19 protein-coding genes and 1 tRNA gene are annotated in these 22,694 nt (G+C 64.7%); 11 read left to right on the forward strand and 9 right to left on the reverse strand.

Annotation, left to right across the window (positions count from 1 at the left end; all coding sequences use genetic code 11):
* Positions 1-6: 6 nt before the first annotated feature.
* Positions 7-648, forward strand: coding sequence for a dihydrofolate reductase family protein (locus CH266_RS05405; protein ID WP_094714907.1), 642 nt, complete (start codon positions 7-9; stop codon positions 646-648).
* A 116-nt stretch (positions 649-764) separates the two neighbouring features.
* Here the strand turns inward: CH266_RS05405 and CH266_RS05410 are convergent, their stop codons facing one another.
* Entirely contained in the window at positions 765-1,133 is a 369-nt protein-coding gene (locus CH266_RS05410; RefSeq protein ID WP_027496107.1) for an ArsR/SmtB family transcription factor, read from the reverse strand.
* Positions 1,134-1,222: 89 nt separating this feature from the next.
* On the opposite strand from CH266_RS05410, the gene CH266_RS05415 reads away from it, so the two are divergent.
* A complete protein-coding gene (locus CH266_RS05415) occupies positions 1,223-3,220 on the forward strand; it encodes a heavy metal translocating P-type ATPase (protein WP_094714908.1) in 1,998 nt (665 codons plus the stop codon).
* Here CH266_RS05415 and CH266_RS05420 read toward each other — a convergent pair.
* The 4 genes from CH266_RS05420 to CH266_RS05435 all read right to left on the reverse strand — a co-directional run bounded on the left by CH266_RS05420 (position 3,209) and on the right by CH266_RS05435 (position 9,449).
* The gene (locus tag CH266_RS05420) at positions 3,209-4,123 is read right to left on the reverse strand and encodes a MazG family protein (RefSeq protein WP_027496105.1); all 915 of its coding nucleotides are present in this window, start codon (positions 4,121-4,123) and stop codon (positions 3,209-3,211) included. The genes CH266_RS05415 and CH266_RS05420 overlap by 12 nt on opposite strands.
* A 2-nt stretch (positions 4,124-4,125) precedes the next feature.
* A complete protein-coding gene (gene mfd / locus CH266_RS05425; RefSeq protein ID WP_094714909.1) occupies positions 4,126-7,791 on the reverse strand; it encodes a transcription-repair coupling factor in 3,666 nt (1,221 codons plus the stop codon).
* Positions 7,792-7,977: 186 nt separating this feature from the next.
* Entirely contained in the window at positions 7,978-8,622 is a 645-nt protein-coding gene (locus CH266_RS05430; RefSeq protein WP_027496103.1) for a ScbR family autoregulator-binding transcription factor, read from the reverse strand.
* A 188-nt stretch (positions 8,623-8,810) separates the two neighbouring features.
* Complete coding sequence (locus tag CH266_RS05435) at positions 8,811-9,449, reverse strand: TetR/AcrR family transcriptional regulator (RefSeq protein ID WP_032364106.1); 639 nt, start codon at positions 9,447-9,449, stop codon at positions 8,811-8,813.
* A 254-nt stretch (positions 9,450-9,703) separates the two neighbouring features.
* Between CH266_RS05435 and CH266_RS05440 the strand changes: the two genes are divergently transcribed.
* The 9 genes from CH266_RS05440 (at position 9,704) to CH266_RS05480 (ending at position 18,213) form a co-directional block, all read left to right on the forward strand.
* A tRNA-Gln gene (locus CH266_RS05440) sits at positions 9,704-9,774 on the forward strand.
* Between the two features lie 53 nt (positions 9,775-9,827).
* The gene (glmU, locus tag CH266_RS05445) at positions 9,828-11,300 is read left to right on the forward strand and encodes a bifunctional UDP-N-acetylglucosamine diphosphorylase/glucosamine-1-phosphate N-acetyltransferase GlmU (RefSeq protein ID WP_094714910.1); all 1,473 of its coding nucleotides are present in this window, start codon (positions 9,828-9,830) and stop codon (positions 11,298-11,300) included.
* Positions 11,297-12,280, forward strand: a complete 984-nt coding sequence (locus CH266_RS05450) for a ribose-phosphate diphosphokinase (RefSeq protein ID WP_027496100.1) — start codon at positions 11,297-11,299, stop codon at positions 12,278-12,280. The genes glmU and CH266_RS05450 overlap by 4 nt, the downstream gene beginning before the upstream one ends.
* Positions 12,281-12,428: 148 nt before the next feature.
* Complete coding sequence (locus tag CH266_RS05455; RefSeq protein WP_027496099.1) at positions 12,429-13,070, forward strand: hypothetical protein; 642 nt, start codon at positions 12,429-12,431, stop codon at positions 13,068-13,070.
* Positions 13,071-13,088: 18 nt separating this feature from the next.
* Positions 13,089-14,288 (forward strand): sensor histidine kinase, encoded by a 1,200-nt coding sequence (locus tag CH266_RS05460; RefSeq protein ID WP_032373017.1) that lies wholly within the window; start codon positions 13,089-13,091, stop codon positions 14,286-14,288.
* On the forward strand, positions 14,285-14,944 hold the full coding sequence (locus tag CH266_RS05465; RefSeq protein ID WP_094714911.1) for a response regulator: 660 nt from the start codon (positions 14,285-14,287) through the stop codon (positions 14,942-14,944). Before CH266_RS05460 ends, CH266_RS05465 begins: the two co-directional genes overlap by 4 nt.
* A gap of 81 nt (positions 14,945-15,025) precedes the next feature.
* On the forward strand, positions 15,026-15,781 hold the full coding sequence (locus CH266_RS05470) for an ABC transporter ATP-binding protein (RefSeq protein ID WP_032371206.1): 756 nt from the start codon (positions 15,026-15,028) through the stop codon (positions 15,779-15,781).
* Positions 15,778-17,160: an ABC transporter permease gene (locus tag CH266_RS05475; RefSeq protein ID WP_027496095.1), complete on the forward strand. Its 1,383-nt coding sequence runs from the start codon at positions 15,778-15,780 to the stop codon at positions 17,158-17,160. Before CH266_RS05470 ends, CH266_RS05475 begins: the two co-directional genes overlap by 4 nt.
* Before the next feature lie 195 nt (positions 17,161-17,355).
* Positions 17,356-18,213: a DUF559 domain-containing protein gene (locus CH266_RS05480; RefSeq protein WP_032401187.1), complete on the forward strand. Its 858-nt coding sequence runs from the start codon at positions 17,356-17,358 to the stop codon at positions 18,211-18,213.
* A gap of 108 nt (positions 18,214-18,321) precedes the next feature.
* Here the strand turns inward: CH266_RS05480 and egtD are convergent, their stop codons facing one another.
* From egtD to egtA, 4 genes are read right to left on the reverse strand one after another with little or no spacing between them, the layout of a single operon-like run.
* Positions 18,322-19,287, reverse strand: coding sequence for an L-histidine N(alpha)-methyltransferase (gene egtD / locus CH266_RS05485; RefSeq protein WP_094714912.1), 966 nt, complete (start codon positions 19,285-19,287; stop codon positions 18,322-18,324).
* 9 nt (positions 19,288-19,296) lie between these two features.
* Complete coding sequence (egtC, locus tag CH266_RS05490; protein WP_094694711.1) at positions 19,297-20,037, reverse strand: ergothioneine biosynthesis protein EgtC; 741 nt, start codon at positions 20,035-20,037, stop codon at positions 19,297-19,299.
* Positions 20,038-21,342, reverse strand: a complete 1,305-nt coding sequence (egtB, locus tag CH266_RS05495; protein WP_176457017.1) for an ergothioneine biosynthesis protein EgtB — start codon at positions 21,340-21,342, stop codon at positions 20,038-20,040.
* On the reverse strand, positions 21,339-22,580 hold the full coding sequence (egtA, locus tag CH266_RS05500) for an ergothioneine biosynthesis glutamate--cysteine ligase EgtA (RefSeq protein ID WP_094694713.1): 1,242 nt from the start codon (positions 22,578-22,580) through the stop codon (positions 21,339-21,341). Before egtA ends, egtB begins: the two co-directional genes overlap by 4 nt.
* Positions 22,581-22,694 lie beyond the last annotated feature (114 nt).

Genomic DNA, 22,694 nt, shown 5'->3' on the forward strand with positions numbered 1-22,694 from the left:
GCACATATGGGTCAGCTGGTTCGGGTACAGAATTTCACCGTCTCGAGCGACGGGATTGCTGCGGGCAAGGACCAGAGCCTCGAGAGCCCGTTCGGTCTCGACCATCTGGCACTGATGAGGTGGTACTTCGCCACCGCCAGTTTTCCTGGAAACGCCGGTTCGAGCGGAAGCCGCGGACTCGACGACTACTTCGCCCGCGACTTCGCCCGCAACATCGGTGCCGAGATCATGGGCCGACACAAGTTCGGGCCACAACGCGGACCGTGGGCCGATCACGAGTGGCAGGGCTGGTGGGGCAACGAGCCGCCGTTCCACACGCCCGTCTTCGTGCTCACCCACCACGAACGGCCGTCGATCACACTCTCCGACACCACGTTTCACTTCGTCGACGGCGAGCCCGCCGACGTACTGAAACAGGCGAAGGAGGCGGCCGACGGGAAGGACGTGCGACTCGGCGGTGGCGTCACGAGTATCCGCGAGTTCCTCGACGCAGATCTGGTCGACACCATGCACATCGCCGTCGCACCCATCGAATTCGGCACGGGCCTGAAGCTGTGGGATTCACCCGACGAATTGAACGACAGATTCGAGCACGAAGTTGTCCCGAGTAGCAGCGGTATGACTCATCACCTGTTCTGGCGTAGGTAGCCGGGCCGGATCAATGCGCCTTCGTTGCACTCTGACCGACTGAAACCCACATTGATCCCGACCCGAGGGACGAGGAATGCCCCTCCAGCGCGAGAATTGGGGCGAGTGAGAACAACTCAGGCGGAGTCGGCGTCGGAGGGGAAATCCGATGCCGACATTCCGAGGTGCTCGATGTGATAGACGGCCTCGTCGAGCAGCATCGCGACGTGGTTGTCGTACAGGCGATAGATGACGCTTCGGCCCGAGCGCGTACCGGTGACCAGTCCCATGGCGCGTAACAACCGGAGCTGATGAGATACCGCCGACTGTTCCATTTCCACTGCGTCGGCCAAATCGTTGACCCCGCTCGGCCCCTGCCGTAGCTGCGTCAGAATGCGCAGTCGGCTCGGTGTGGCCAGAGCCTGGAGGGTCGCGGCCACCGTGGCGGCAGATTCGGCATCGAGCTGCGCAGGTGGCGTGCTGCGTCCCTCGACTCCATGTCCCATGCGACAACTATAGTTTATGTACACATGTAAAGGTCTTCATGTAATCCTGTACGGTGAGGTTTGCCCTGTCCGACGGAACGAAGGCCCGCATGACTTCCACCAGCACCGCCCCGGCACCGGCCGACGTGCGACATCCAGCCGGCGCGAGCCGCACCCGTCTCGTCGACATCGCCGAAGTGAGATGGGCGCTGGCCGCGACGGCACTGTTCGCCCTCGGACTTCTCGCGCAGTTGATCGACGCGCCGACATGGACGTACTGGGCGCTCTACCTCGCCTGCTACGCCACCGGTGGGTGGGAGCCTGCGCTGGAAGGACTCCGGGCGCTGCGGGATCGAACGCTCGACGTCGACCTGCTGATGATCGTCGCCGCACTCGGTGCCGCCGCGATCGGGCAGATCTTCGACGGCGCACTGCTGATCGTCATCTTCGCCACGTCCGGTGCCCTCGAAGCGGTGCTCACCAGACGCACCGCCGATTCGATCCGGAGCTTGCTGGATTTGGCACCCGAGACCGCGACCGTGCTCGACGCCCCCGGCCACGAACGAACAGTCGATGCATCCGACCTGCGCCCGGGCGACATCGTGACAGTGCGCCCCGGCGAACGCATTTCGGGTGAAGGCACCATCGTCGACGGCGCATCCGACATCGATCAGGCCTCGATCACGGGGGAATCGGTGCCCGTCTCGAAATCCGTGGGCGACGAGGTGTTCGCCGGAACCATCAACGGCACCGGCGCCCTACGGATCAGGATCGACGTCGACCCGTCCGACACGATCATCGCGCGCATCGTCACCATGGTCGAGCATGCGTCCGAGACCAAGGCCGAGAAGCAACTGTTCATCGAGAAAGTCGAGCAGTACTACTCGAAGACCGTCGTGCTCTGCACCGCAGCGATATTCGCGGTGCCGATGCTGCTCGGGAACGACCTCGAATCGTCGTTGCTGCGAGCGATGACGTTCATGATCGTCGCGTCACCGTGCGCGGTGGTCCTGGCGACCATGCCGCCCCTACTCGCAGCGATGGCCACCGCGGGCAGAAACGGCGTACTGGTCAAGTCTGCCGTGGCGATGGAACAGCTTCGATCGATCGACACGGTTGCCTTCGACAAGACAGGGACCCTCACCGAGGGAACACCCCGGGTGGAGTGCATCGATATTCTGGGAACCCTGGACGAGCTCGAGGTGCTCCGCCTGGCAGCGGCGGCCGAGAACGGAAGCGAGCACCCGATCGGGCTCGCTGTCGTCGACTACGCCACGAGGCGAGGCGTCGCGATCACCACGGCAACGCACTTCAATTCGACACCCGGCATGGGAGTCACGGCCACGGTCGACGGCCGCACCGTCACGGTCACCAAACCCGAAGCCGAAGCCGAAGCCGAAGCCGCACAGCACAACACGAACGCCCCGGCCGAGCGCACCGCCGCCCTTCGAGAAGCCGAGGGCATGACGGCGGTGATCGTGCACCTCGACGGAGAAGCGATCGCGGTGATCGGACTCGTCGACATCGTTCGCGCCGAAGCCGACACCACGGTCGCAGGTCTCGAACGTCTGGTCGGCACCCGACCGGTGCTCCTCACCGGCGACAACGACCGCGTCGCTCGAGCAGTGGCAGCGCGCGCCGGAATTGTCGACGTACGCGCGGGACTGCTGCCCCAAGACAAGGCCGAGGCCGTCACACAACTGCAGAACGAACGTACCGACGGCGAGACCCCGCGGCGAGTGCTGTTGGTCGGCGACGGCGTCAACGACGCACCGGCGATGGCCACGGCCGACATCGGTGTCGCCATGGGACGTCGAGGATCCGATCTCGCGCTCGACACCGCCGATGCCGTCCTGATCCGCGACGACCTCGGTGCCCTGGCGTCCGTCATCGCGCTTTCGCGGCGAGCTCACCGCATCGTGGTCGCGAACCTGGTGATTGCGGCGACGTTCATCGTCGTGCTGGTCGCCTGGGATCTGATCGGCACCCTACCGCTACCGATCGGCGTGGCCGGTCACGAAAGCTCCACGGTCATCGTCGCTTTGAACGGGATGCGATTGCTGTCTTCGCGTGCCTGGAAGCAGAAAGCGTCCCGGTCAGCCCCGTAGACCCCAGTGTTCGATCCAATCCAACGCACTCATCTCTCCCGGCGTGACGCCCGCATTGCGGGCCGATGCCTCGGCATTACGGATCAACGCCGCGAAATCGAGTACTCGACGCCGTAATGCGTCCTCGGCACTGTCCCCGCCGTTCGAGTGGTCGACGCCGATGTGGACGACCCGCAGACCGTCCGGAACGAGCTCGTCGGGCAATCCTGCTTTGCTGGCGCGTCCGATCACCTTCTGCGCCAATGCAAGTGACGGCTGAGACATCGCGATGCCGTCCAGACAGGAGCCCCTGGCTTTTTCCGACGCCTTCTTCTCCTCCCACATCCGCTCCTGCTCGACGATGTCGATCGGTCCGGTGTCGGTTCGGCTCAGATGCGGGCTGCGGTGTGTCAGCTTCCGCACCAGACCTGCGGCAACGTCATCGACGTCGAAGGGGTCCTCCGCGGCATCCTGAGCGATCCGGGAGTGAAAGAGCACCTGTAACAACAGGTCTCCCAGCTCCTCACGGAGGTCGACCAAGTTGCCGGCGGCGATGGCGTCGAGCAGCTCGTAGGTCTCTTCCAGAAGATAGCCGCGCAGCGACTCGTGCGTCTGCTGAGCTTCCCAGCCGCCGACGCTACGCAAACGGTCCATCAGCTGAACCGCCGCGATGACGTCGTCGCCAGGAAGCTTCTCGGCCGCGACGACGCGTTCGCCGCGGGCGATCCGGTTCTGTACATCGGGATTGGTCCGGTCGGTGCTCACCAACACGGCATCGACGTCGTCGGGCGCGGCGGTGCCGGAGAACAACCAGCGCACCTTCACCGGAACCTCTTCGGTAAACTGTACTGCGCCACCGAGAAATTCGACGGCGTCCACCGGTACCTGAGTAGGACGAACAGGGTCGAGCAGAACGATCGTCACCGCTACACCCCCACAGTTTGCTCCAACAGGACGGACCGAGATGGCTTCCCGTCCAAGGATAGGATGAGATCGGCGATGAACTGCACCAATTCGACATCGCGAACGCGCGCCGCTCCGACACCGCCGCCTTCGACGCGGGGCAACGGCAGCTGCACCACTCCGGTGGTCGCACGATACGTCGCACTCGGGTACAGGCGCTTGAGCCTGATCTGCTTGGAATCGGGCAGGTCCATCGGAGCCAATTTCACCTGTGTCCCGGCCACATTGACGTCGGTCAGGCCGTATTCCTTGGCGATCAGGCGCAGCTTCGCGATGGAGACCAGGCGGCCGACCTCCTCGGGTAGCGGGCCGTAGCGATCGACGAGTTCGTCGATGACGGCGTCGATGCCTTCGGAGTCGGCCGCGGCGGCGAGCTTCCGGTAGCCCTCGAGCCGGAGCCGATCGCTGGTGACGTAATCCGGCGGGATGTTCGCGTCGACGGGGAGGTCGATACGCACTTCCTTGGGTGCCTCGTCCGTCGTGATCGGCTTACCGTCGGCGGCAGCGCGGTAGGCCTCGACCGCTTCACCGACGAGCCGCACGTACAGATCGAATCCGACGCCGGCGACGTGGCCGGACTGCTCGGCTCCCAGAACGTTTCCGGCACCACGAATTTCGAGGTCCTTCATCGCCACGGCCATACCGGCTCCGAGGTCGGAGTTCTGCGAGATGGTCGCCAAACGGTCGTAGGCGGTTTCGGTGAGCGGCTTCTCCGGCGGGTACAAGAAGTACGCGTACCCGCGTTCGCGGCTACGACCCACTCGACCGCGCAGCTGATGCAGCTGGGACAGGCCGAGCGAATCGGAGCGTTCGACGATCAGCGTGTTGGCGTTGGAGATGTCGAGACCGGTCTCGATGATGGTGGTGCACACCAGCACGTCGGTCTCGCGTTGCCAGAAACCCTGCACGGTGCGTTCGAGTGTTTCCTCGTTCATCTGACCGTGTGCGGTCGCCACTCGCGCCTCGGGGACGAGATCCCGAATCTTCTTGGCGGCCTTGTCGATCGAGCTCACTCGGTTGTGCACGAAGAACACCTGGCCGTCGCGCAGCAATTCGCGCCGAATGGCGGCGGCAACCTGCTTGTCGTTGTAGGCACCGACGTAGGTCAGCACCGGATGCCGCTCCTCGGGCGGGGTGAGGATGGTCGACATCTCGCGAATGCCCGCCAGGCTCATCTCCAGAGTTCGCGGAATCGGGGTGGCCGACATCGTCAGGACGTCGACGTGAGTACGGAGCGACTTGATGTGCTCCTTGTGCTCGACGCCGAAACGCTGCTCCTCGTCGACGATGACGAGGCCGAGGTCCTTCCAGGCGACACCGGTCTGCAGCAACCTGTGCGTGCCGACGACGATGTCGACGGTGCCGTCGGCCAATCCGGCCATCACTTCTTTGGAATCCGCACCGTGGGTGAAGCGCGAGAGCCCTTTGACCGTCACCGGGAACGACGCCATCCGCGCGGTGAACGTCTGCAGATGCTGTTGAGCGAGAAGCGTTGTCGGGACCAGGACGGCTACCTGCTTGCCGTCCTGAACTGCCTTGAACGCGGCGCGCACGGCGATCTCGGTCTTGCCGTAACCCACATCGCCGAGGATGACGCGGTCCATCGGGACGGCCTTCTCCATGTCGGCCTTGACCTCGGTGATGGCCGTCATCTGATCGACCGTCTCGGTGAACCCGAACGCATCTTCCATCTCGCGCTGCCACGGAGTGTCGGCCCCGAAGGCGTGTCCCGGAGCCGCCTGGCGAGCGGCATACAGCTGCACGAGTTCGCCGGCGATCTCGCGAACCGCCTTGCGCGCCTTGCGTTTGGTGTTCGCCCAGTCGGACCCGCCGAGCTTGCTCAGTGTCGGCAGTTCGCCGCCGACGTAGCGCGAGAGTTGATCGAGCGAATCCATCGGCACGAACAGGCGGTCGCCGGGGTGACCGCGCTTGCTCGGCGCGTATTCGACGACGAGGTATTCGCGCCGGGCACCGCCGATGGTGCGCTCGACCATCTCGACGAACCGGCCGATGCCGTGCTGGTCGTGGACGACGCTGTCGCCGGCGACAAGAGCCAGCGGATCGACCTGATTGCGACGCTTCGCCGGTAGCTTGCGCCCCTCCCCCGCCGCCGCGACACGGTTACCGGTGAGATCGCTCTCGGTGACGACCACGAGCTTCGCGTCGGGAAACACCAGGCCGTCGTGCAACGATCCACACAGGACGTTGACGACGTCCGGAACCGGGACGGCACCGGAATCGAGATGTGCGGCAGGCACTTCGGCCTCGGCGAGGCGCTCGATGATGCGCTTGGCGGTACCGGCTCCGGCCACGGAGATGACGGCCCGTCCCCCGGTGGCGATGTGAGCTCGCAGGGTGGCGTACAGCGCCGTCAACGCTTCCTCGGAACCTCGCACCTCGGGCACGGGATCGACGGCGAGCTCCACTTCCTCGCCGTTGCCCGACGCCAAGGGGCTGATGGTCCACCACGGCCGGCCGTGCACCTGGGCCGATTCACGTACCTGCCGCAGCGAGCGGTACGCGGAGGCACCGAGATCGAGCGAGGCCCCCTCGAGGCTGGACGTATCGAGGGTGGACGTATCCAGTGGCGCGGCTCCACCGATGGATGCCGCAGTCCAGGACGCTTCTAGGAATTCCTGTCCGGTGCGGACCAAATCGGTTGCGCGAGTTCGGATTCGCTCGGGATCGCAGAGCAGGACGTGGGTTCCGGCGGGCAGTGTGTCGGCGAGCAGTTGCAACTCGCCGGGTTGCAGCAGCGGCAGCAGCGCCTCCATGCCCTCCACCGGGACTCCGGCCGACAGCTTGTCCAGCATCTCGACCAACGCGGTGTCACCGGCATTGTCGGCGGCGAGCACGGCCGCGCGATCGCGAACTTCCTGCGTGAGAAGCAATTCTCGGCACGGCGGCGCGACGACGAGATCGACCTCGTGATCGGGGAGCGATCGCTGATCGGAGACCGCGAACGCGCGGAGCTCGGTGATCTCGTCGCCCCAGAATTCGACGCGGACCGGATGATCGGCCGTCGGCGAGAACAGGTCGAGAATGCCGCCGCGGACGGCGAATTCGCCGCGCTTGCCCACCATGTCGACGCGCAGGTAGCCGAACTCGACGAGTCGATGGATCAAGCCGTCGAAGTCCAGATCGAGACCGACTTTGAGCGTGACGGGTTCGATCTCGCCGAGACCCGGCGCCATCGGCTGCACCAGCGAGCGGACGGTGGTGACGATGACACGCAGCGGATCGCCGTAGTCGCTGTCGCCGGGGCGGGCGAGACGACGGAGCACATCGAGCCGCTTGCCCACGGTATCGGCGCTCGGGGAAAGCCGTTCGTGCGGCAGCGTCTCCCACGACGGGAACATGGCGACGCCGTCACCGAGAATCTGGGTGAGTTCACTCGTCAGGTCGTCGGCTTCGCGTCCCGTCGCGGTGACGATCAAAAGTTGGGTGCGCTGCGCGATTGCGGCGGCCACGAACGGGCGCACCGAGTGCGGCCCGATCAACGTGTGCTCGGCCGTTCCGATCGCGTCGGCGACCGCGACCATCGACGCATCCGTCAACGCGACACTGGCGAGCCCCGAAAGGTGAAGCGCCGCGTCGGGAACGATCGGGGCCGGCCCGGACGTGGTCATGGCAGGCAGGGAATCGGAAGACAACAGCAATGCTCCTGAACGAGTCGAGGCGATGGCTGCGCACGCACAGTCCCGTCGAGTCTATGGGAGCGCACCGACACCGTGACACGCGGGAGATGCCGTCGAACCAGGACCGAGCCCGAGAATCAGGGCCTCGAAATCGGAGCCTGGAACTGGGGGCCCGAACTACGGACCGAAGCGAATGACGCGACGGGCCGCGAATTCGCGGAAGTAGTCCAACTTGTTCGTCGGCACCAGCGCGGGGAGCAGGTAGTACCAGAGTCGCTCCATCCGCGAGGGCAGTTCCTCGGTGGTGGAGGTAGCGACGGCGACCATGTGAACGCCGGTGAGGATTTCGAGCACGAGTGAACCGATGGTGCTCGGATCCGAACTGGGGTCGATGTCACCCTGTGCGATGGCCTTGGCGGCGAGCTTGTCGAATGCGACGCTCCAGCCGGCCATGACGTTGCCCTCGGTGCCGCGGTAATCACCGATCTGATGGCTCAGACGCAGCATCGCCGACACCATCGGGTCGGTGACGGAGAGGTCGACGACGATGTAGGAGATCCCGATCGCAGCTTCCAGGGCCGGGATGCGCCCGTCGTTGAACTGCATGCAAGCCGTGCTCAGACGCGCATTGCCCTCGTCGATGACGGCACGTGCGAGTTCTTCCTTCGAGCCGAAATGGAAGTACAACGCGCCCTTGGTGACCTGGGACTGAGAGATGATTTCACTGAGGCTTGCGTTCGCGTACCCGAGGCGCAGGAAGACATTCGCTGCGCCTGCAAGCACGGTGTCGCGAGTGATCTCAGCGCGAGCCTGCCTGACCATAGGATCCGCCTCTGCGATTGAACTTCCACTGCGCAAATTACGCCCGAACGGTACCACTGAGCAGCTTTACGTTTGACGCCAACATGCATCGGTCCGGATGACAATCGCCCCTGATGTGTTGCGGCCCTCCCGCCCGACAAAGGGGACGATACCCCCTTTTTTACTCGGTGAGAGCCGAAACAGAGTTGTCATTCCTCGGTCAGTCGAGGGTCCGCCTCCAGATTCGTCAGCCCGTTCCAGCACAGGTTCACCACGTGGGCCGCAACCACTTCCTTGGGCGGCGTTCGCACGTCGAGCCACCACTGGGCCGTCATCGACACCATGCCGACCAACGCCTGCGCATACATCGGCGCGAATTCCGGATCCAGACCGCGCCGGGAGAAATCCCCCGCGAGCATGTGTCCGACGCGTCCCACGGCCTCGTTGAGGAGAGATGAGTACTTGCCGTCCTCGGCCGATGCCGGCGAATCACGGACCAGAATGCGGAATCCGTCGGTGCGCTCCTCGATGTACGTCAGCAGGGCGAGCGCGACTCGTTCGACCCGAATACGCGACCGGTTGAGTTCGAGAGAACTGGTGATCATGCCCAGCAGTGTCGACATCTCGCGATCCACGATGACGGCATAGAGGCCTTCCTTGCCCCCGAAGTGTTCGTAGACCACCGGTTTGGACACGTTCGCGCGTCCGGCGATCTCCTCCACCGACGCCGCCTCGTACCCACGCTCGGCGAACAGCGTGCGCCCCACCTCGATCAACTGCTCGCGTCTCTGCGTCCCCGTCATGCGGACACGAGGTGTGCGTTCCTGCTCGGAGGCTGCGCCTGTCATCGAAAACCGCTTCCGTCACCGACCGTGGGCAATGCGGACGTCGAATCGACGCCTACTTACAGACTAACGATGCCCGATCCATCCGTTTTTCCTGCCGCAGGGGCCGCGCCGGAACGACGCGAGTGGTCTGTTATGCGTCGCGGTTCGACTCACCGCCACCTCTCATGCGAGGATCGGTGCGCTCAGTGGGAGCGCAGCGGCTAACGAAGGCGTCGTTCGATTCGTCGGCCACTGCTGCCACCGCTGGTCGATTATCCGCCGTGGTGTAATGGCAGCACCTCTGATTTTGGTTCAGATAGTTCAGGTTCGAGTCCTGGCGGCGGAGCGAGCAAGACCATTCGTGCATGCCCGTTTCGCGTCATCGCCCCGAGGAGCTCAATGCCTGTGCAGACCGCCGTGGTCGTTCTCGCTGCGGGTGCAGGTACCCGAATGCGGTCCAAGACTCCGAAAGTTCTGCATCCCCTGGCCGGGCGCACCATGCTCGCCCACGCGCTGCACGCCGCCGCCGATCTGGGCCCGGACCACCTGGTCACCGTCGTCGGCCACGATCGCGAACGGGTGAGCGCCGCAGTTCACGATCTGGCCGCCACGTTCGGCCGCACCATCCACACCGCAGTGCAGGACCGACAGCTCGGTACCGGGCACGCCGTCCAGTGCGGCCTCGCGGCGCTACCGGACGACTTCGAGGGCACCGTCCTCGTCACTGCCGCCGACGTCCCGCTGCTCGACGGCCATACCCTCAAAGCTCTGCTCGACGAGCACCTGAGCGCTCCCCGCCCGGCGGCGGCGACGGTACTGACCTTCCTCCCCGAGGATGCCAACGGCTACGGCCGCATCGTGCGTACGAACGACGGCGAGGTGGCCGAGATCGTCGAACATGCCGACGCCACCCCCGCTCAGGTCCTCATCGGTGAGGTCAACTCCGGCGTCTACGCATTCGACGCGGTCGCTCTGCGCACGGCATTGGGCAAGCTCAGCACCGCCAATGCGCAGCACGAGCTGTACCTGACCGACGTCGTCAAGATCAGCAAGGCCGACGGCAAGGCCGTCTACGGCACCCAGCTCGCCGATCCGGACCTGGTGGTGGGCGTCAACGATCGCGTTCAGCTGGCGCACGTCACGTCCGTGCTCAACCGCCACATCATCGAACGGCACATGCGCGCAGGCGTGACCGTCGTCGATCCCGCGACCACCTGGATCGACATCGACGTCACCCTCGGCGCGGACGTACGCATCGAACCCGGCGTTCAACTACACGGCAAGACGCACATCTCCGACGACGCGGTCGTCGGTCCCGACTCGACGCTGCGGGACGTCGAGATCGGCGAGCGCGCGTCGGTCGTCCGTACCCACGCCGAGCAGGCCGTCATCGGACCGGATGCGACGGTCGGGCCGTTCACCTACCTGCGCCCCGGGACCGTCCTCGGCACGGGCGGCAAGCTCGGTGCCTACGTGGAGACGAAGAACGCGACGATCGGCAACCACACCAAGGTCCCGCACCTCACCTACGTCGGCGACGCCACGATCGGGGAGCACAGCAACATCGGCTGCTCCAACGTCTTCGCCAACTACGACGGCGTCAACAAGAGCCGCACGGAAATCGGATCCCACGTACGCACAGGATCCGACTCGACGTTCGTCGCCCCTGTGCACGTGGGCGACGGCGCTTACACCGGTGCAGGAACAGTGGTTCGGGACGATGTTCCTCCCGGCGCACTGGCCGTGTCCGGTGGCAAGCAACGCAATATCGAAGGCTGGGTCGTTCACAACAGGCCCGGAACCGAAGCTGCACAGGCAGCGGCGCGCGCAGATCGTGCTCGGCAAGAACTAAAGGACGGCGAAAAGCAGTGACCACCCCTAATTGGATCGACAACCAGAAGAACCTCATGTTGTTCTCTGGCCGAGCACATCCGGAGTTGGCCGAGCAGGTCGCCAAGGAACTCGGAATCGACGTCACCCCGCAGACGGCACGTGACTTCGCCAACGGCGAGATCTTCGTGCGCTTCGAGGAGTCGGTCCGCGGATCGGACGCATTCGTTCTGCAGTCGCACCCGTTCCCGCTCAACACCTGGCTGATGGAACAGCTCATCATGATCGACGCACTCAAGCGTGGATCCGCCAAGCGCATCACCGCGATCCTCCCGTTCTACCCGTACGCACGCCAGGACAAGAAGCACCGCGGCCGCGAGCCGATCTCCGCTCGCCTCGTCGCCGATCTGCTCAAGACCGCCGGTGCCGACCGCATCATCACCGTCGATCTGCACACCGACCAGATCCAGGGCTTCTTCGACGGTCCCGTCGACCACATGCATGCACACAGCCAGCTCGCCGATCACATCCGCGGCAAGTACAGCCTCGAACACATCACCGTTGTCTCCCCCGACTCCGGCCGCGTGCGCGTGGCCGAAAAGTGGGCCGACTCGTTCGGCGGCGCACCGCTCGCCTTCATCCACAAGACGCGTGATCCCCTGGTGCCCAACCAGGTCAAGTCCAACCGCGTCGTCGGCGAGGTCGAAGGCCGCACCTGCATCCTCATCGACGACATGATCGACACCGGCGGCACCATCGCAGGCGCAGTCAAGGTCCTCAAAGAAGCCGGAGCGGGTGACGTCGTCATCGCCGCGACCCACGGCGTGCTGTCCAACCCGGCCGCCGAGCGCCTCGCGAACTGCGGTGCCAAGGAAGTCGTCGTCACCAACACCCTGCCGATCAGCGACGAGAAGCGCTTCGACACGCTGACCGAACTCTCGATCGCACCGCTGCTCGCCCGCACCATCCGCGAGGTCTTCGAAAACGGCTCCGTCACCAGCCTTTTCAACGGCAGCGCGTAACAGTAGGTCTGTTTCACTCGATCCGAAACCCGCTCCGCCCGCTCCCCACCTGCACTGCATGAACTACGTCACGCCCGTGGCCGGAATATGCAGCTCGCGAGACGGGGGCGTGCGGGGCGGGTTTTGTTGTCACCTAAGATGACTCGTCGTGATCGACGCACATTCTCTCAACGCCCCGGCCGGAACTACTACCGTCAGAATCGCTCGATGGACGCCGGGCGGGTGCGTCTGGTGCGGCAGCACCGACAGCGTCGAAACCTTCCGTAACGAGCCGCGGTGCGGCCTGTGCCGAGAGAAGGAAGCCGTCATCGACGAGGCGAAGCACTTCATCGGCATGTACGGCCTGCGGCCTCTCGGTGGCACGCTCGCGTCCGACGACGAGGAGGAGCGCGAGTACCGCGTCACCGCCCGCGATGCGCGTGAGGTGCTCAACCGCATTCGACTCGAGAAGCTTCCCGACCCGGCCGCGGTCCGCAAAGCGTTGCGGCCCAGAGCCGCTGCTGCAGTGAACGCAGCGGCGTCTTCGTCGGCGACGACGTCGGGGTCTGCTCCGGCGAAGGCACCCACCAAGAAGTCGCAGGCCGGTGTCACCGGCATCGACGCGATCGAACTGCAGTCGCGGGTGGAGAAGTTGCTGACTCAACTCACCTCGGTGGACGAACAGATCAGCGCACTGGACGGCGCGCAGGGCCTACCGGCACGCGCACGTATGAAGGATCTCGAGAAGCAGCGGACGACCGTTCTGACGACGCTGGCCGCCCTCGAGAAGGCGCGTCGCCGCACCAACTGATGCACGTAGTCTGATCGAGTGCTGCGCAAGCTATCGATCTCACGGCAGGTACTCGACGCCGCGTACGCGGTCGTGTTCGTCCTGCTGCTGCTGGCGTCCACCGTGAACGGAGTCGCCGGTACCGCAGGTGTGGGCGTTCTGGTCGGGTTCGGCGTTGCACTGGCCATCCGACGCCGATCTCCACGATGGTCCTTGGCGCTCGCCTGGGTGCTGGCTGTCGTGCAGATGGTCACCGGAGTGCTGCCGCTGTCTGCCGACACTGCGATCTTCGCAATTCTGTATTGCACGGCCGCGTACGGCGACAACGTGGTTCGACGCCTCGGGCTCGCGTCCGCCGTCGGCGGCGGAGTGATCGCAGCGGTGTATCTGGCCTACGTGGACGGCAATCCGTTCGGCCCACCCACGGAAGAGGGCTTTCAGGAACCCCGACTCCTACAGTTCGCTTTCCTCCTCGCGGGCCTGTGGGCGATACTCGGGTTGTCCTGGGCCTTGGGTCGCTTGGCCTACGCGCGGCGCACATCGATCGAATCGGCACACGCGCGCGAGCTCGCGGAGGTTCATCAGGCCCGCGCCGAGCACGAGGTGGCAATCGAGCAGGAGCGCAACCGAATTGCCCGTGACATGCACGATATCGTCGCGCATTCGCTGGCTGTGGTGATCGCACAGGCCGACGGCGCGCGGTACGTACGCGCTGTCGATCCCGCCGCGGTGGACACCGCACTGACCACCATCTCCGATACCGCCCGCGCCGCGCTGTCCGATGTACGGGTGCTACTCGGCCAGCTGCGGCACAGCCAAGGCGACCTGCCGAACCCGACATCGGAGGATCTGGATCGACTGCTCGCCTCGATGCGGGCCACCGGTCTGCAGATCGACGCCACCATCGACACCACCGGCTCGTCGTTGGGGGCCGGAGCGCACCTGGCGCTGTACCGCATCGCACAGGAATCGTTGACCAATGCGCTGCGCCACGGCGACCCGGACGAGCCGGTGTCCGTCACCATCGAATCCGATTCTGCCGGCGTCGAACTGACGGTCCGCAACAGTGTCCGCCCCGGCCGTTCGGTCACCGAATCCTCCGGCCACGGTGTCGCCGGCATGAAGGAGCGTGCCGGCCTCTCGGGCGGTACGTGCATCGCATCCGGTGACGACTCGTCGTGGACCGTCACTGCGTGGCTGCCTGCCGCGTCCGAAGCCAGCAAGGGAAAAGTGTCATGAGCGAACGCATCAGAGTGGCCCTGGTGGACGACCAGCAACTGTTCCGGGCGGGCATTCGTATGCTCATCTCCTCCCAGTCCGACCTCGAGTTCGTCGGGGAAGCGGGGAACGGCGTCGAGGCCGTTGCACTCGCTGCGTCCGCAACGCCGGACGTGATGCTCATGGACGTACGGATGCCGGTGCTCGACGGTATCGCCGCCACCGAGCAGATCCTGGCAGCATCCGACAATCCGCCGCGGATCCTGGTGTTGACGACGTTCGACCTCGACGAGAGCGCTGCACGTGCAATCCGTTCCGGTGCAAGCGGATTCGTACTCAAGGACGCCGACCCTGAGTTCCTGCTCGCGGCGATCCGCACGGTGCACGCGGGCAACTCGGTCATTGCCGCGTCGGCGACGACCGGCCTGCTCGCGCACTTCACCCCGACTCCCGCTGTACCGAAGGCACCGGCCGAATTCGCCACTCTCACGGCGCGGGAGAAGGAGCTGTTCAGGCTCACCGCACGCGGGTTGAGCAACTCCGAGATCGCCGAGCTGGAGTACCTCAGCGAAGCCACCGTAAAGACACACATCAGCCGCATCTTCGCCAAACTCCACCTGCGTGATCGGGTGCAGTTGGTGGTCTACGCCTTCGAGCACGGACTGACTGGAGACTGACACCGAAGTCATCCTGCAGATGTACGACGCGAAGACTCGCGCCTGATTACTTCGGTCCGGCGAATTCATAGCGTTGTTGCCATGACCATCACAGCAGGCCCTGTTGCACGGGCATTTCAAGTCAGCAAGCATTTCGGCGACTCGTCCAACCCGGTGAGCGCGCTCGACAACGTCTCTCTCGACATTCACGGCGGCCGGTTCACCGCCATCATGGGGCCATCGGGTTCCGGCAAGTCCACCCTCATGCATGTCATGGCAGGGTTGGACACCCCCAGTTCCGGGCAGCTCATGCTGGCCGGAGCCGACATCACGTCGGCGGGCGACGACGCTCTGACGACGTTGCGCCGCAAGCAGGTCGGCTTCATCTTCCAGTCGTTCAATCTCGTTCCGACGCTCGACGTCAGGGGCAACATTCTGCTGCCGTTCGAGCTGGACGGCCGCGCGCCCACCGCTGAGGAGTCGGCCTGGATCGAGCAACTCATCGACACCCTGGGGTTGCAGAGCCGCGTCGGGCACCGGCCCCATCAGCTCTCGGGTGGGCAGCAGCAACGCGTCGCGATCGCTCGCGCTCTGGGTACTCGGCCGCAGCTGATCTTCGCCGACGAGCCCACCGGCAACCTCGATTCCCGCACCGGGCGTGAGGTTCTCGGCCTCCTCGCTGCGGCGGTACATCAGTACGGTCAATCCATCGTGATGGTCACCCACGATCCAGTCGCGGCCAGTTACGCCGATCGCATCGTCTTCCTCGCCGACGGCCGCATCGTCGACGAACTGGGACGTTCGACGCCGGAACAGATCTCGAACTACATGCTGGGAATGGAAGGTGTTCTCCGATGAGCGTGTCCACATCTGCTCGGGCGTCTCGGGAACACGGTGCGAGCATTCTGGTGACGGCGCTCGCGTCGTTCTTCGGCGTCGTGCTGATCCAGGCCACTGCGTTTCTGGTCGACATCTTCGACGACGGCAGCGACAGCACCGGAATCGTGGCGTTGTACTGCGTAGCCCTGGTGTTCATCGGCCTTGCCCTGTATGTCGCGGCTGTCGTCACCTCCAACACGTTCGCGACGATCGTGGCCGGCCGCACCCGCACCATCGCGCTGCTCCGCCTACTGGGTGCCCGGGCTCGCGATCTGCGTCGATCGGTCGCCCGGGAAGGCTTCCTCGTCGGGTTGTTCGGTGGCGCAGTCGGTCTGGTGCTCGGTGTCGGTGTCAGTCACCTGGCCCGCGCCGTCGCGGTATCGGCCCGCCAATTGCCGGACGTGCAGTACACGTCCGTACAACCGCTCGTGGTCCTTCCCGTCGTCACCGTGGTTCTGACGACGACGCTGGCGTCGTACGTCGGATCACGGAAAGTTCTGGACGTCACTCCGATTCAGGCGACCGGCGGTGCCGTCGACACCGGAATCGAGACCCCACGGTCGAGGCGGGTACGGACGGTGTTGTCGATCGTGCTCATCGCGGGCGGTGTCGTGCTGCTCGGCCTCGGTGTGCTGATCGGGATGGTCAACCCCGGCGGAGTACTGGTCGCGTTCTTCGGCGGTGTGGCATCGTTCACCGGCATCATGGTGGGTGCGTACCGCATTCTGCCCGGCGTGCTCCGACTTGTCGGAAGGATGGCGGGCCGCGGGCCGGCCGCACGATTGGCGTCCGCCAACGCAATTCGCTATCCGGATCGCAGCACCCGCACTGCAGTGGGCCTGCTCATCGGGGTGACCTTGGTGGTCACCTTCGCAGTCGCGATGTACAGCTATCGATCGATGCTCGTCGACGAGTACGACGAGGAGACCATCGGTCAAGTGCTGACGGTAACCGTCGGAATCATGACCGGCCTCATCGGTTTCTCCGCCGTCATCGCCGCGGTCGGCATGGTGAACAACCTGCTGCTGAGCATTCTGCAACGTACCCGGGAAATCGGTCTGTTGCGCGCACTCGGATTCACCCGCAAGCAGATTCGTTCCATGATCGTCTCGGAGAGCACCCAGATGGTGGTCGCGTCGATGGGCTTCGGGCTGATCCTCGGAATCGGATACGGTTGGGCCGCAGCACAATCGCTGCTGGGTTCGCTGAGCGGCGGCGGCGTGTCTGCTCCGACACTCCCCTGGGCCGTCATCGCAGGCACGGTACTGTGCGGCGGGCTTCTGGCGCTCGGAGCATCGTTGGCACCGGCGCGGCGGGCGAACAAGATCTCGCCGGTACTTGCGTTGGCGGACACCTGACCTCGAGGCTTCGGGTTGGCTACCAGGGCATGGTTGCGCACTACCGACGCCGATCGACGGAATTCCGTCGATCGGCGACCGTAGCGTGCAACCGTGCCCGCTCCGCCGGGCAGTCCTGTGGATAACGTCGTCGAGTTATCCACAATTGCGAGATTGCCACTGTTGCGCGGGCCCGTCAGCCGCAACGGTGTAGCAATGGGGGTCTACACAGTGCAGCAATTGCTCGCACAAGGAATCAGCACGAGCACGATTTCGAGGCGGTCGCGGTCGGGTGAGCTGGTGCGACTGCTACCGAAGGTCTACGCGACGGAGAAGCCGGACTATTTCGGACTGTGCCTCGGGGCCACCCTGTGGAGACCGGACGCCGCACTGAGTCACGAAAGTGCGGCATGGTTATGGGGACTGATCCAATACGAACCGCGTCTGGTCGACGTCACTGTCGGCCCGACCGGCCAGTCGAGGTCGGTGCCCTGGATCCGAGTTCACCGCCGAGTTCTCGGCGACATCACCACGCGACGCGGCATGCGAGTGGTGTCCCTGGAGCAAACGTTCGTCGATGTCGCGACCTGCTTGTCGACGCCCGATCTCGAGAAGTTCTTCGACAACGCCATAGACAATCACGTGCCGTGGCGTCGGGTCGCTGAACTGTGTGACACGGCAAAGGGCATGGACGGGATGGCTGCAGTGCGCAAGCAGCTTCGAAGCTGTTGCCCGAGAACCCTGTCCGAGCCGGAGCGGGTGGTGGCGCGGGCATTGAAAGCTCGCCACTTCACAATGGAGATCAATGCGCGCGTAGGTAGGTTCTACGGCGACCTGGTCGACTTTTCCGCACGAGTCATCGTCGAGATCGACGGACGAGAGTTCCACACGGATCCCGCGACGTTCAACAACGATCGTCGACGCCAGAACGAGTTGGTGCTCGACGGATGGTTGGTGCTGCGATACTCGGCGGCCACAGCACTTGCCGAACTCGATCGCGTCGTGGACGAAATCATCACGGTGGTGCGTCGTCGCCGGAAGTCGGTTGCAGCAACGGGACGTCGACTCCCGTGAATACGCGGCATCGACGGGCAGGGTTGCCCACTACCGACGCCGATCGACGGAATTCCGTCGATCGGCGGTCGTAGCGTGCAGTGGTGCCCGCAATGCCGGCTCTGTCGTTCAGACCCTTCCGGCCAGGATCAGAGCGAAGCGCGAATCTGCGTCGGACCACAGATGGAGGACGTCGAAGCCCGCCATCTTCAATTCACCGGCAATGCCGTCCGGCCGGAACTTCGCGGAGATCTCGGTACGTAGATCTTCTCCGGACTCGAAGTGCACGTGCAGGTCGAGATCCTTCAGATACACCTCTTGCGCGGCTGTGGCCCGCAATCGCATCTCGATCCACTCGTGCTCGGCGTTCCACAGTGCCACGTGTTCGAAGGCCTCGGGGTCGAAATTCGCGCCGAGCCGAGAGTTCAGGACCGACAACACGTTTCGGTTGAACTCGGCTGTCACCCCGGCCGCGTCGTCGTACGCGGGAACGAGCACGTCCGGATCGATCACCAAGCCCACCCCGAGCAGCAGAAACTCGCCGGGGTCGAGTGCGTCCGCTACAGCCGCAAGGAATTCCTCGCGTTCCTGCGGGATGAGGTTCCCCAGAGTGCCGCCGAGGAAGGCGATGGTGCGGCCTGTTCCGGAGGGAAGATTGTGCAGGGTGTCGGTGAAATCGCTGACGATGCCGTGCAGTTCCAGCGTCGGGAACTCCTTCGAGATCTGCTCGATAGCACCCTCCAAGGCGGTACTGGACACATCCTGAGGCACATACGTTCTCAGCGAACCGTGTTCGATGCCGGCAGACAACAGCAGCTTGGCCTTCTCCGACGAACCCGAGCCCAGCTCGATCAACATCGACGATTCGGTGGCCCGGGCGATGTCGAGTGCATGCTCCTCGATCAGCGCGCGCTCGGTGCGGGTCGGGTAGTACTCCGGCAGCACCGTGATCTGCTCGAACAGCTCACTGCCGACGGCATCGTAGAAGTACTTGGGCGAGAGCCACTTCGGGTCGGCCGTCAAGCCCTCCCGCACGTCCTTGCGCAATTCGTCCAGCAGCGTCGTGTCGGTCAGATGTACGTCCACCGTGCTCATGACTCTCCTTCATTCTTCCAGGGTCGAAACGGTGACACCGGTCGCTGTCGCGACGACGATGCTGCGGTCGTCGATAGAGATCCATTCGGGATCGCCGTCGACGGGTTCGGAGGCGATCGTGACCGAATCCTCGGTCTGCAGTACCGACAGCGAATGATGCACCGCCGTGGCATACATGGACGTGCCGTCCGAGAGCAGAAAATTCAGGCGCGCCTTGGGCGACCTGGCCAGAACCTCTCGAACCAGCATGCGCAATGCCGACTCGGGATCGTGTGTGCGCAACAGGTTTCGCAGCACGATCCACAATCCGGCGGCGTCGGTAGGGGCCGGCAGCATCAACGCATCGGTCGGCGGAATCTCCGACCACAGCTCCGCCAACGATTCCGGCCAACCGAACACGACGCCGTTGTGGCTGAATGCCCATCGCTCGTCGGTGAACGGGGCACAGGCACTGCGTTCGACCGGCATTCCCACGGTGGCCGATCGGACCGCCGCGATCACCGACGTCGACTGCAGTTGCGGCAGAGCATCGTCGATCGCAGGGTCGGTCCAGATGGGCATCGGATTGCGATAGCTGCGTACGGTGTCGTCGCCGTCCCACCAGGCAACGCCGAACCCGTCGGCGTTGATGGTGCCGCCGCCCCGCATGTCGGTGGGCGCGAACGATTGTGTGCGCAGGGAGTTCTCGCCCCGGGTCAGCAGTGACCCGACCGAGGTAGTTGCTCCGAGGTACCCGAGATGACGGCACATTCAGTGCGACTCGACGTCGCGGGCCAACCGGAACCCACTGAAGATCTGCCGACGAATCGGGTGATCCCAATTTCGGAACGTCCCGCGGCAGGCCACCTCGTCGGTGCCGAAAGAGCCGCCACGCAACACCTTGTAATCGCCGCGCAGAAACACCTCCGAGTACTCGGCATACGGGAATGCCTCGAATCCCGGGTACGCCTCGAAACCCGAGGACGTCCACTCCCACACGTCACCGATGAGCTGATGGACCCCGGCCGAGGACACACCCTGCGGATACGCCCCCACATCGGCCGGTTCGAGATGTCGCTGATTCAGATTGGCATGTGCTGCAGTGGGTTCGGCGTCTCCCCAGGGATAGGCGCGGGAGGTGTTCGACGCCGCGTCGTACCGCGCGGCCTTCTCCCATTCCGCTTCCGTCGGTAGCCGCTTGCCTGCCCAGCGCGCGTAGGCGTCGGCCTCGAACCAGCACACGTGCACGACGGGTTGCAGCGGACGCACCGGCCTGCGCACCCCGAAGCTCCGACGCCACCAGGTGCCGTCGGAATCGGACTCCCAGAACTGCGGGGCGGTGAGCTGCGCGTCGACGCGGTGCGCCCACCCCTTCTCCGTCCACAACTCGGGGCGCTCGTAGCCACCGTCGGCGATGAAGTTCATGTACTGCGCGTTGGTGATCGGGGCCCGGTCGATGGCGAAGGTCGGCACGTGCACGGCGTGCGCAGGCCGCTCGTTGTCCAGAGCCCACGGGTCGAGTGACGTTCCCATCGAGAACGGCCCACCGGCAATGATGGCTTCCCCCGCCGCCGGCATCGTGGACGTCGGTGGTGCGGGAGCAGTGAGAACGGCTGGACCGGAACGTAACTGGTGGGTTGCGAGCATGGTTTCGTCGTGCTGCTGCTCGTGCTGGGCGATCATCCCGAACGCGAATCCGTGCTTCTCGACCGGTCGGCCCTCGAACGTGCTGTGCTCCAACACGTCCCAGGCTTTGTCCCGCACGGTATGCACGTAGGCGCGCGCTTCCTCGGGCGTCAGGAGCGGCAGGGACGTTCGCGACGAACGCGAGTGCTTGAACGCGTCGTACAACTCGTCGATGTCCGGCCGCACCGGGTCGCGGCCACCGACATCGCGCACGAGCCAGAGTTCTTCCTGACTGCCGATGTGTGCCAGATCCCAGACCAGTGGACTCATCAACGGCGAATGCTGAGCCATGAGTTCGGTTTCGTCCACGCACTCGGTGAGCGCGGCGCTGCGGGACCGGCTCCGAGTCAGCACGGTCTCGATCCTGGTCCTGAGTTCTTCGGCGCTCACACCGATTCCTTTCGGCTTTGCGATGTCGGCGACACCGCATCGAATTCGTGGGGCGAAATACCGGCGCGACATCTCCGAGATGCCGCACGCAACTGCTGGGAGAACTCTCCTCCCGCGGACGATGCGAGATCGAGCAGTTCGCTTGCGGCCCTACGCAGCTCGCCATCGGCCATACCTGCCCGGGCCGCATCGAGCCACCGACCGGCTGTGCCTGCGCCGAGTTCGGTGGCCTGGGAAACCAGATCGGGAGTGGACAACAGCGCCTCGAACGCGGCGGCCGGTATCACCCATTGACCGTCGGGTTGCGCGTCGAGGTAACGGATTTCGAGGTGGCCGCAGGCTCGGACATGCGGGAACAGCGTCGTCAGGTGGTAATCGAGATCGGCGTAGGTTGCCGGACGACCGACAACGCTCGGATCGTCGAGCCACTGCGCAAAAGTGATGCCGGACGGCGCTTCCCAGTTCTGGGTGGTTCCCCGAATACAGAGGAGCGGAACGTCGAGTGCCCACCGCGCGTAATCGGCAATCGGATCGCCCGTGTTCGGTACCGTGGTCCGGCTGGAATCGAGTTCGAGCCAGGTCCGCATTCGCTGCGATGCCCACGCACCTGTCGGTGCCCCGGCGAGTTCGGGAGAGCGCGCGAACGCGGCGACGAAGGCCGGGCCGATGGCGTGCAGCATTTGCCATCGCGAAGTGACCTCGGCCCGATCACGTCCGGCGTCGACACTGACCTGGGTGGCGGCGGTGTTGCACATCATCAGCTTGCCGAAAGGCCCGATGGTGGTGAAACGGTTTTCCATCGCGCAGTAGCGCGGTAAGACCAGTAGTCGTTCGGGATCTCGCACGGCGTCGGCGGGAACTGCGCTGATGGAGATGCCGTCGCGACCGAGCATGTCGTGCAACAGTCGGGCATCGGCGTCGAGCAACGGTTCGAGCTGGGAAACGGAAATAGAAGGCGAACTGGACAATTCGACTTGGCCGCCCGGTTCGACGGTGACGATACTTCCGCCCGGCAACGTCAGGGCGGGTGACTCGGGAGCGATACTGCGCGGGGAGTGATCACCGAGCGCAGCGGCCAGAGCTGACAGGGAGGGCCGCGAACCGTCGTCGAGGGCCGTGAGCCATTCGAGTTCGGCACCGATGAGCGACGGTGGCCCCAGCTTGAAACACACCTTCGACACATATGCCTCGATGGCTGGGCGCGTGCTCAGCTCGAGGGACTTCTCGTTGGAGGACACATTTCCTTCTTTCCCACTCACCGCGATCCGACTACGCAATGTACCCAGCTGCCAGGATCGAAAACGCCGAGATCCCGCGTCGTATCGAGGCTACCGATTGTGGAACCCTGATGC

Origin of the sequence: Rhodococcus sp. 06-1474-1B (assembly GCF_002258885.1) — a bacterium.
Lineage (GTDB): Bacteria > Actinomycetota > Actinomycetes > Mycobacteriales > Mycobacteriaceae > Rhodococcoides > Rhodococcoides fascians.

What these genes read in the sequence shown, in the direction of transcription:
- CH266_RS05405 (WP_094714907.1), top strand. Translation starts at nt 7, where the DNA reads ATGGGTCAGCTGGTTCGGGTACAGAATTTCACCGTCTCGAGCGACGGG.
- CH266_RS05410 (WP_027496107.1), bottom strand. Translation starts at nt 1,133, where the DNA reads ATGGGACATGGAGTCGAGGGACGCAGCACGCCACCTGCGCAGCTCGAT.
- CH266_RS05415 (WP_094714908.1), top strand. Translation starts at nt 1,223, where the DNA reads ATGACTTCCACCAGCACCGCCCCGGCACCGGCCGACGTGCGACATCCA.
- mfd (WP_094714909.1), bottom strand. Translation starts at nt 7,791, where the DNA reads ATGACCACGTCCGGGCCGGCCCCGATCGTTCCCGACGCGGCGCTTCAC.
- CH266_RS05430 (WP_027496103.1), bottom strand. Translation starts at nt 8,622, where the DNA reads ATGGTCAGGCAGGCTCGCGCTGAGATCACTCGCGACACCGTGCTTGCA.
- CH266_RS05435 (WP_032364106.1), bottom strand. Translation starts at nt 9,449, where the DNA reads ATGACAGGCGCAGCCTCCGAGCAGGAACGCACACCTCGTGTCCGCATG.
- glmU (WP_094714910.1), top strand. Translation starts at nt 9,828, where the DNA reads ATGCCTGTGCAGACCGCCGTGGTCGTTCTCGCTGCGGGTGCAGGTACC.
- CH266_RS05465 (WP_094714911.1), top strand. Translation starts at nt 14,285, where the DNA reads ATGAGCGAACGCATCAGAGTGGCCCTGGTGGACGACCAGCAACTGTTC.
- CH266_RS05470 (WP_032371206.1), top strand. Translation starts at nt 15,026, where the DNA reads ATGACCATCACAGCAGGCCCTGTTGCACGGGCATTTCAAGTCAGCAAG.
- CH266_RS05475 (WP_027496095.1), top strand. Translation starts at nt 15,778, where the DNA reads ATGAGCGTGTCCACATCTGCTCGGGCGTCTCGGGAACACGGTGCGAGC.
- CH266_RS05480 (WP_032401187.1), top strand. Translation starts at nt 17,356, where the DNA reads ATGGGGGTCTACACAGTGCAGCAATTGCTCGCACAAGGAATCAGCACG.
- egtD (WP_094714912.1), bottom strand. Translation starts at nt 19,287, where the DNA reads ATGAGCACGGTGGACGTACATCTGACCGACACGACGCTGCTGGACGAA.
- egtC (WP_094694711.1), bottom strand. Translation starts at nt 20,037, where the DNA reads ATGTGCCGTCATCTCGGGTACCTCGGAGCAACTACCTCGGTCGGGTCA.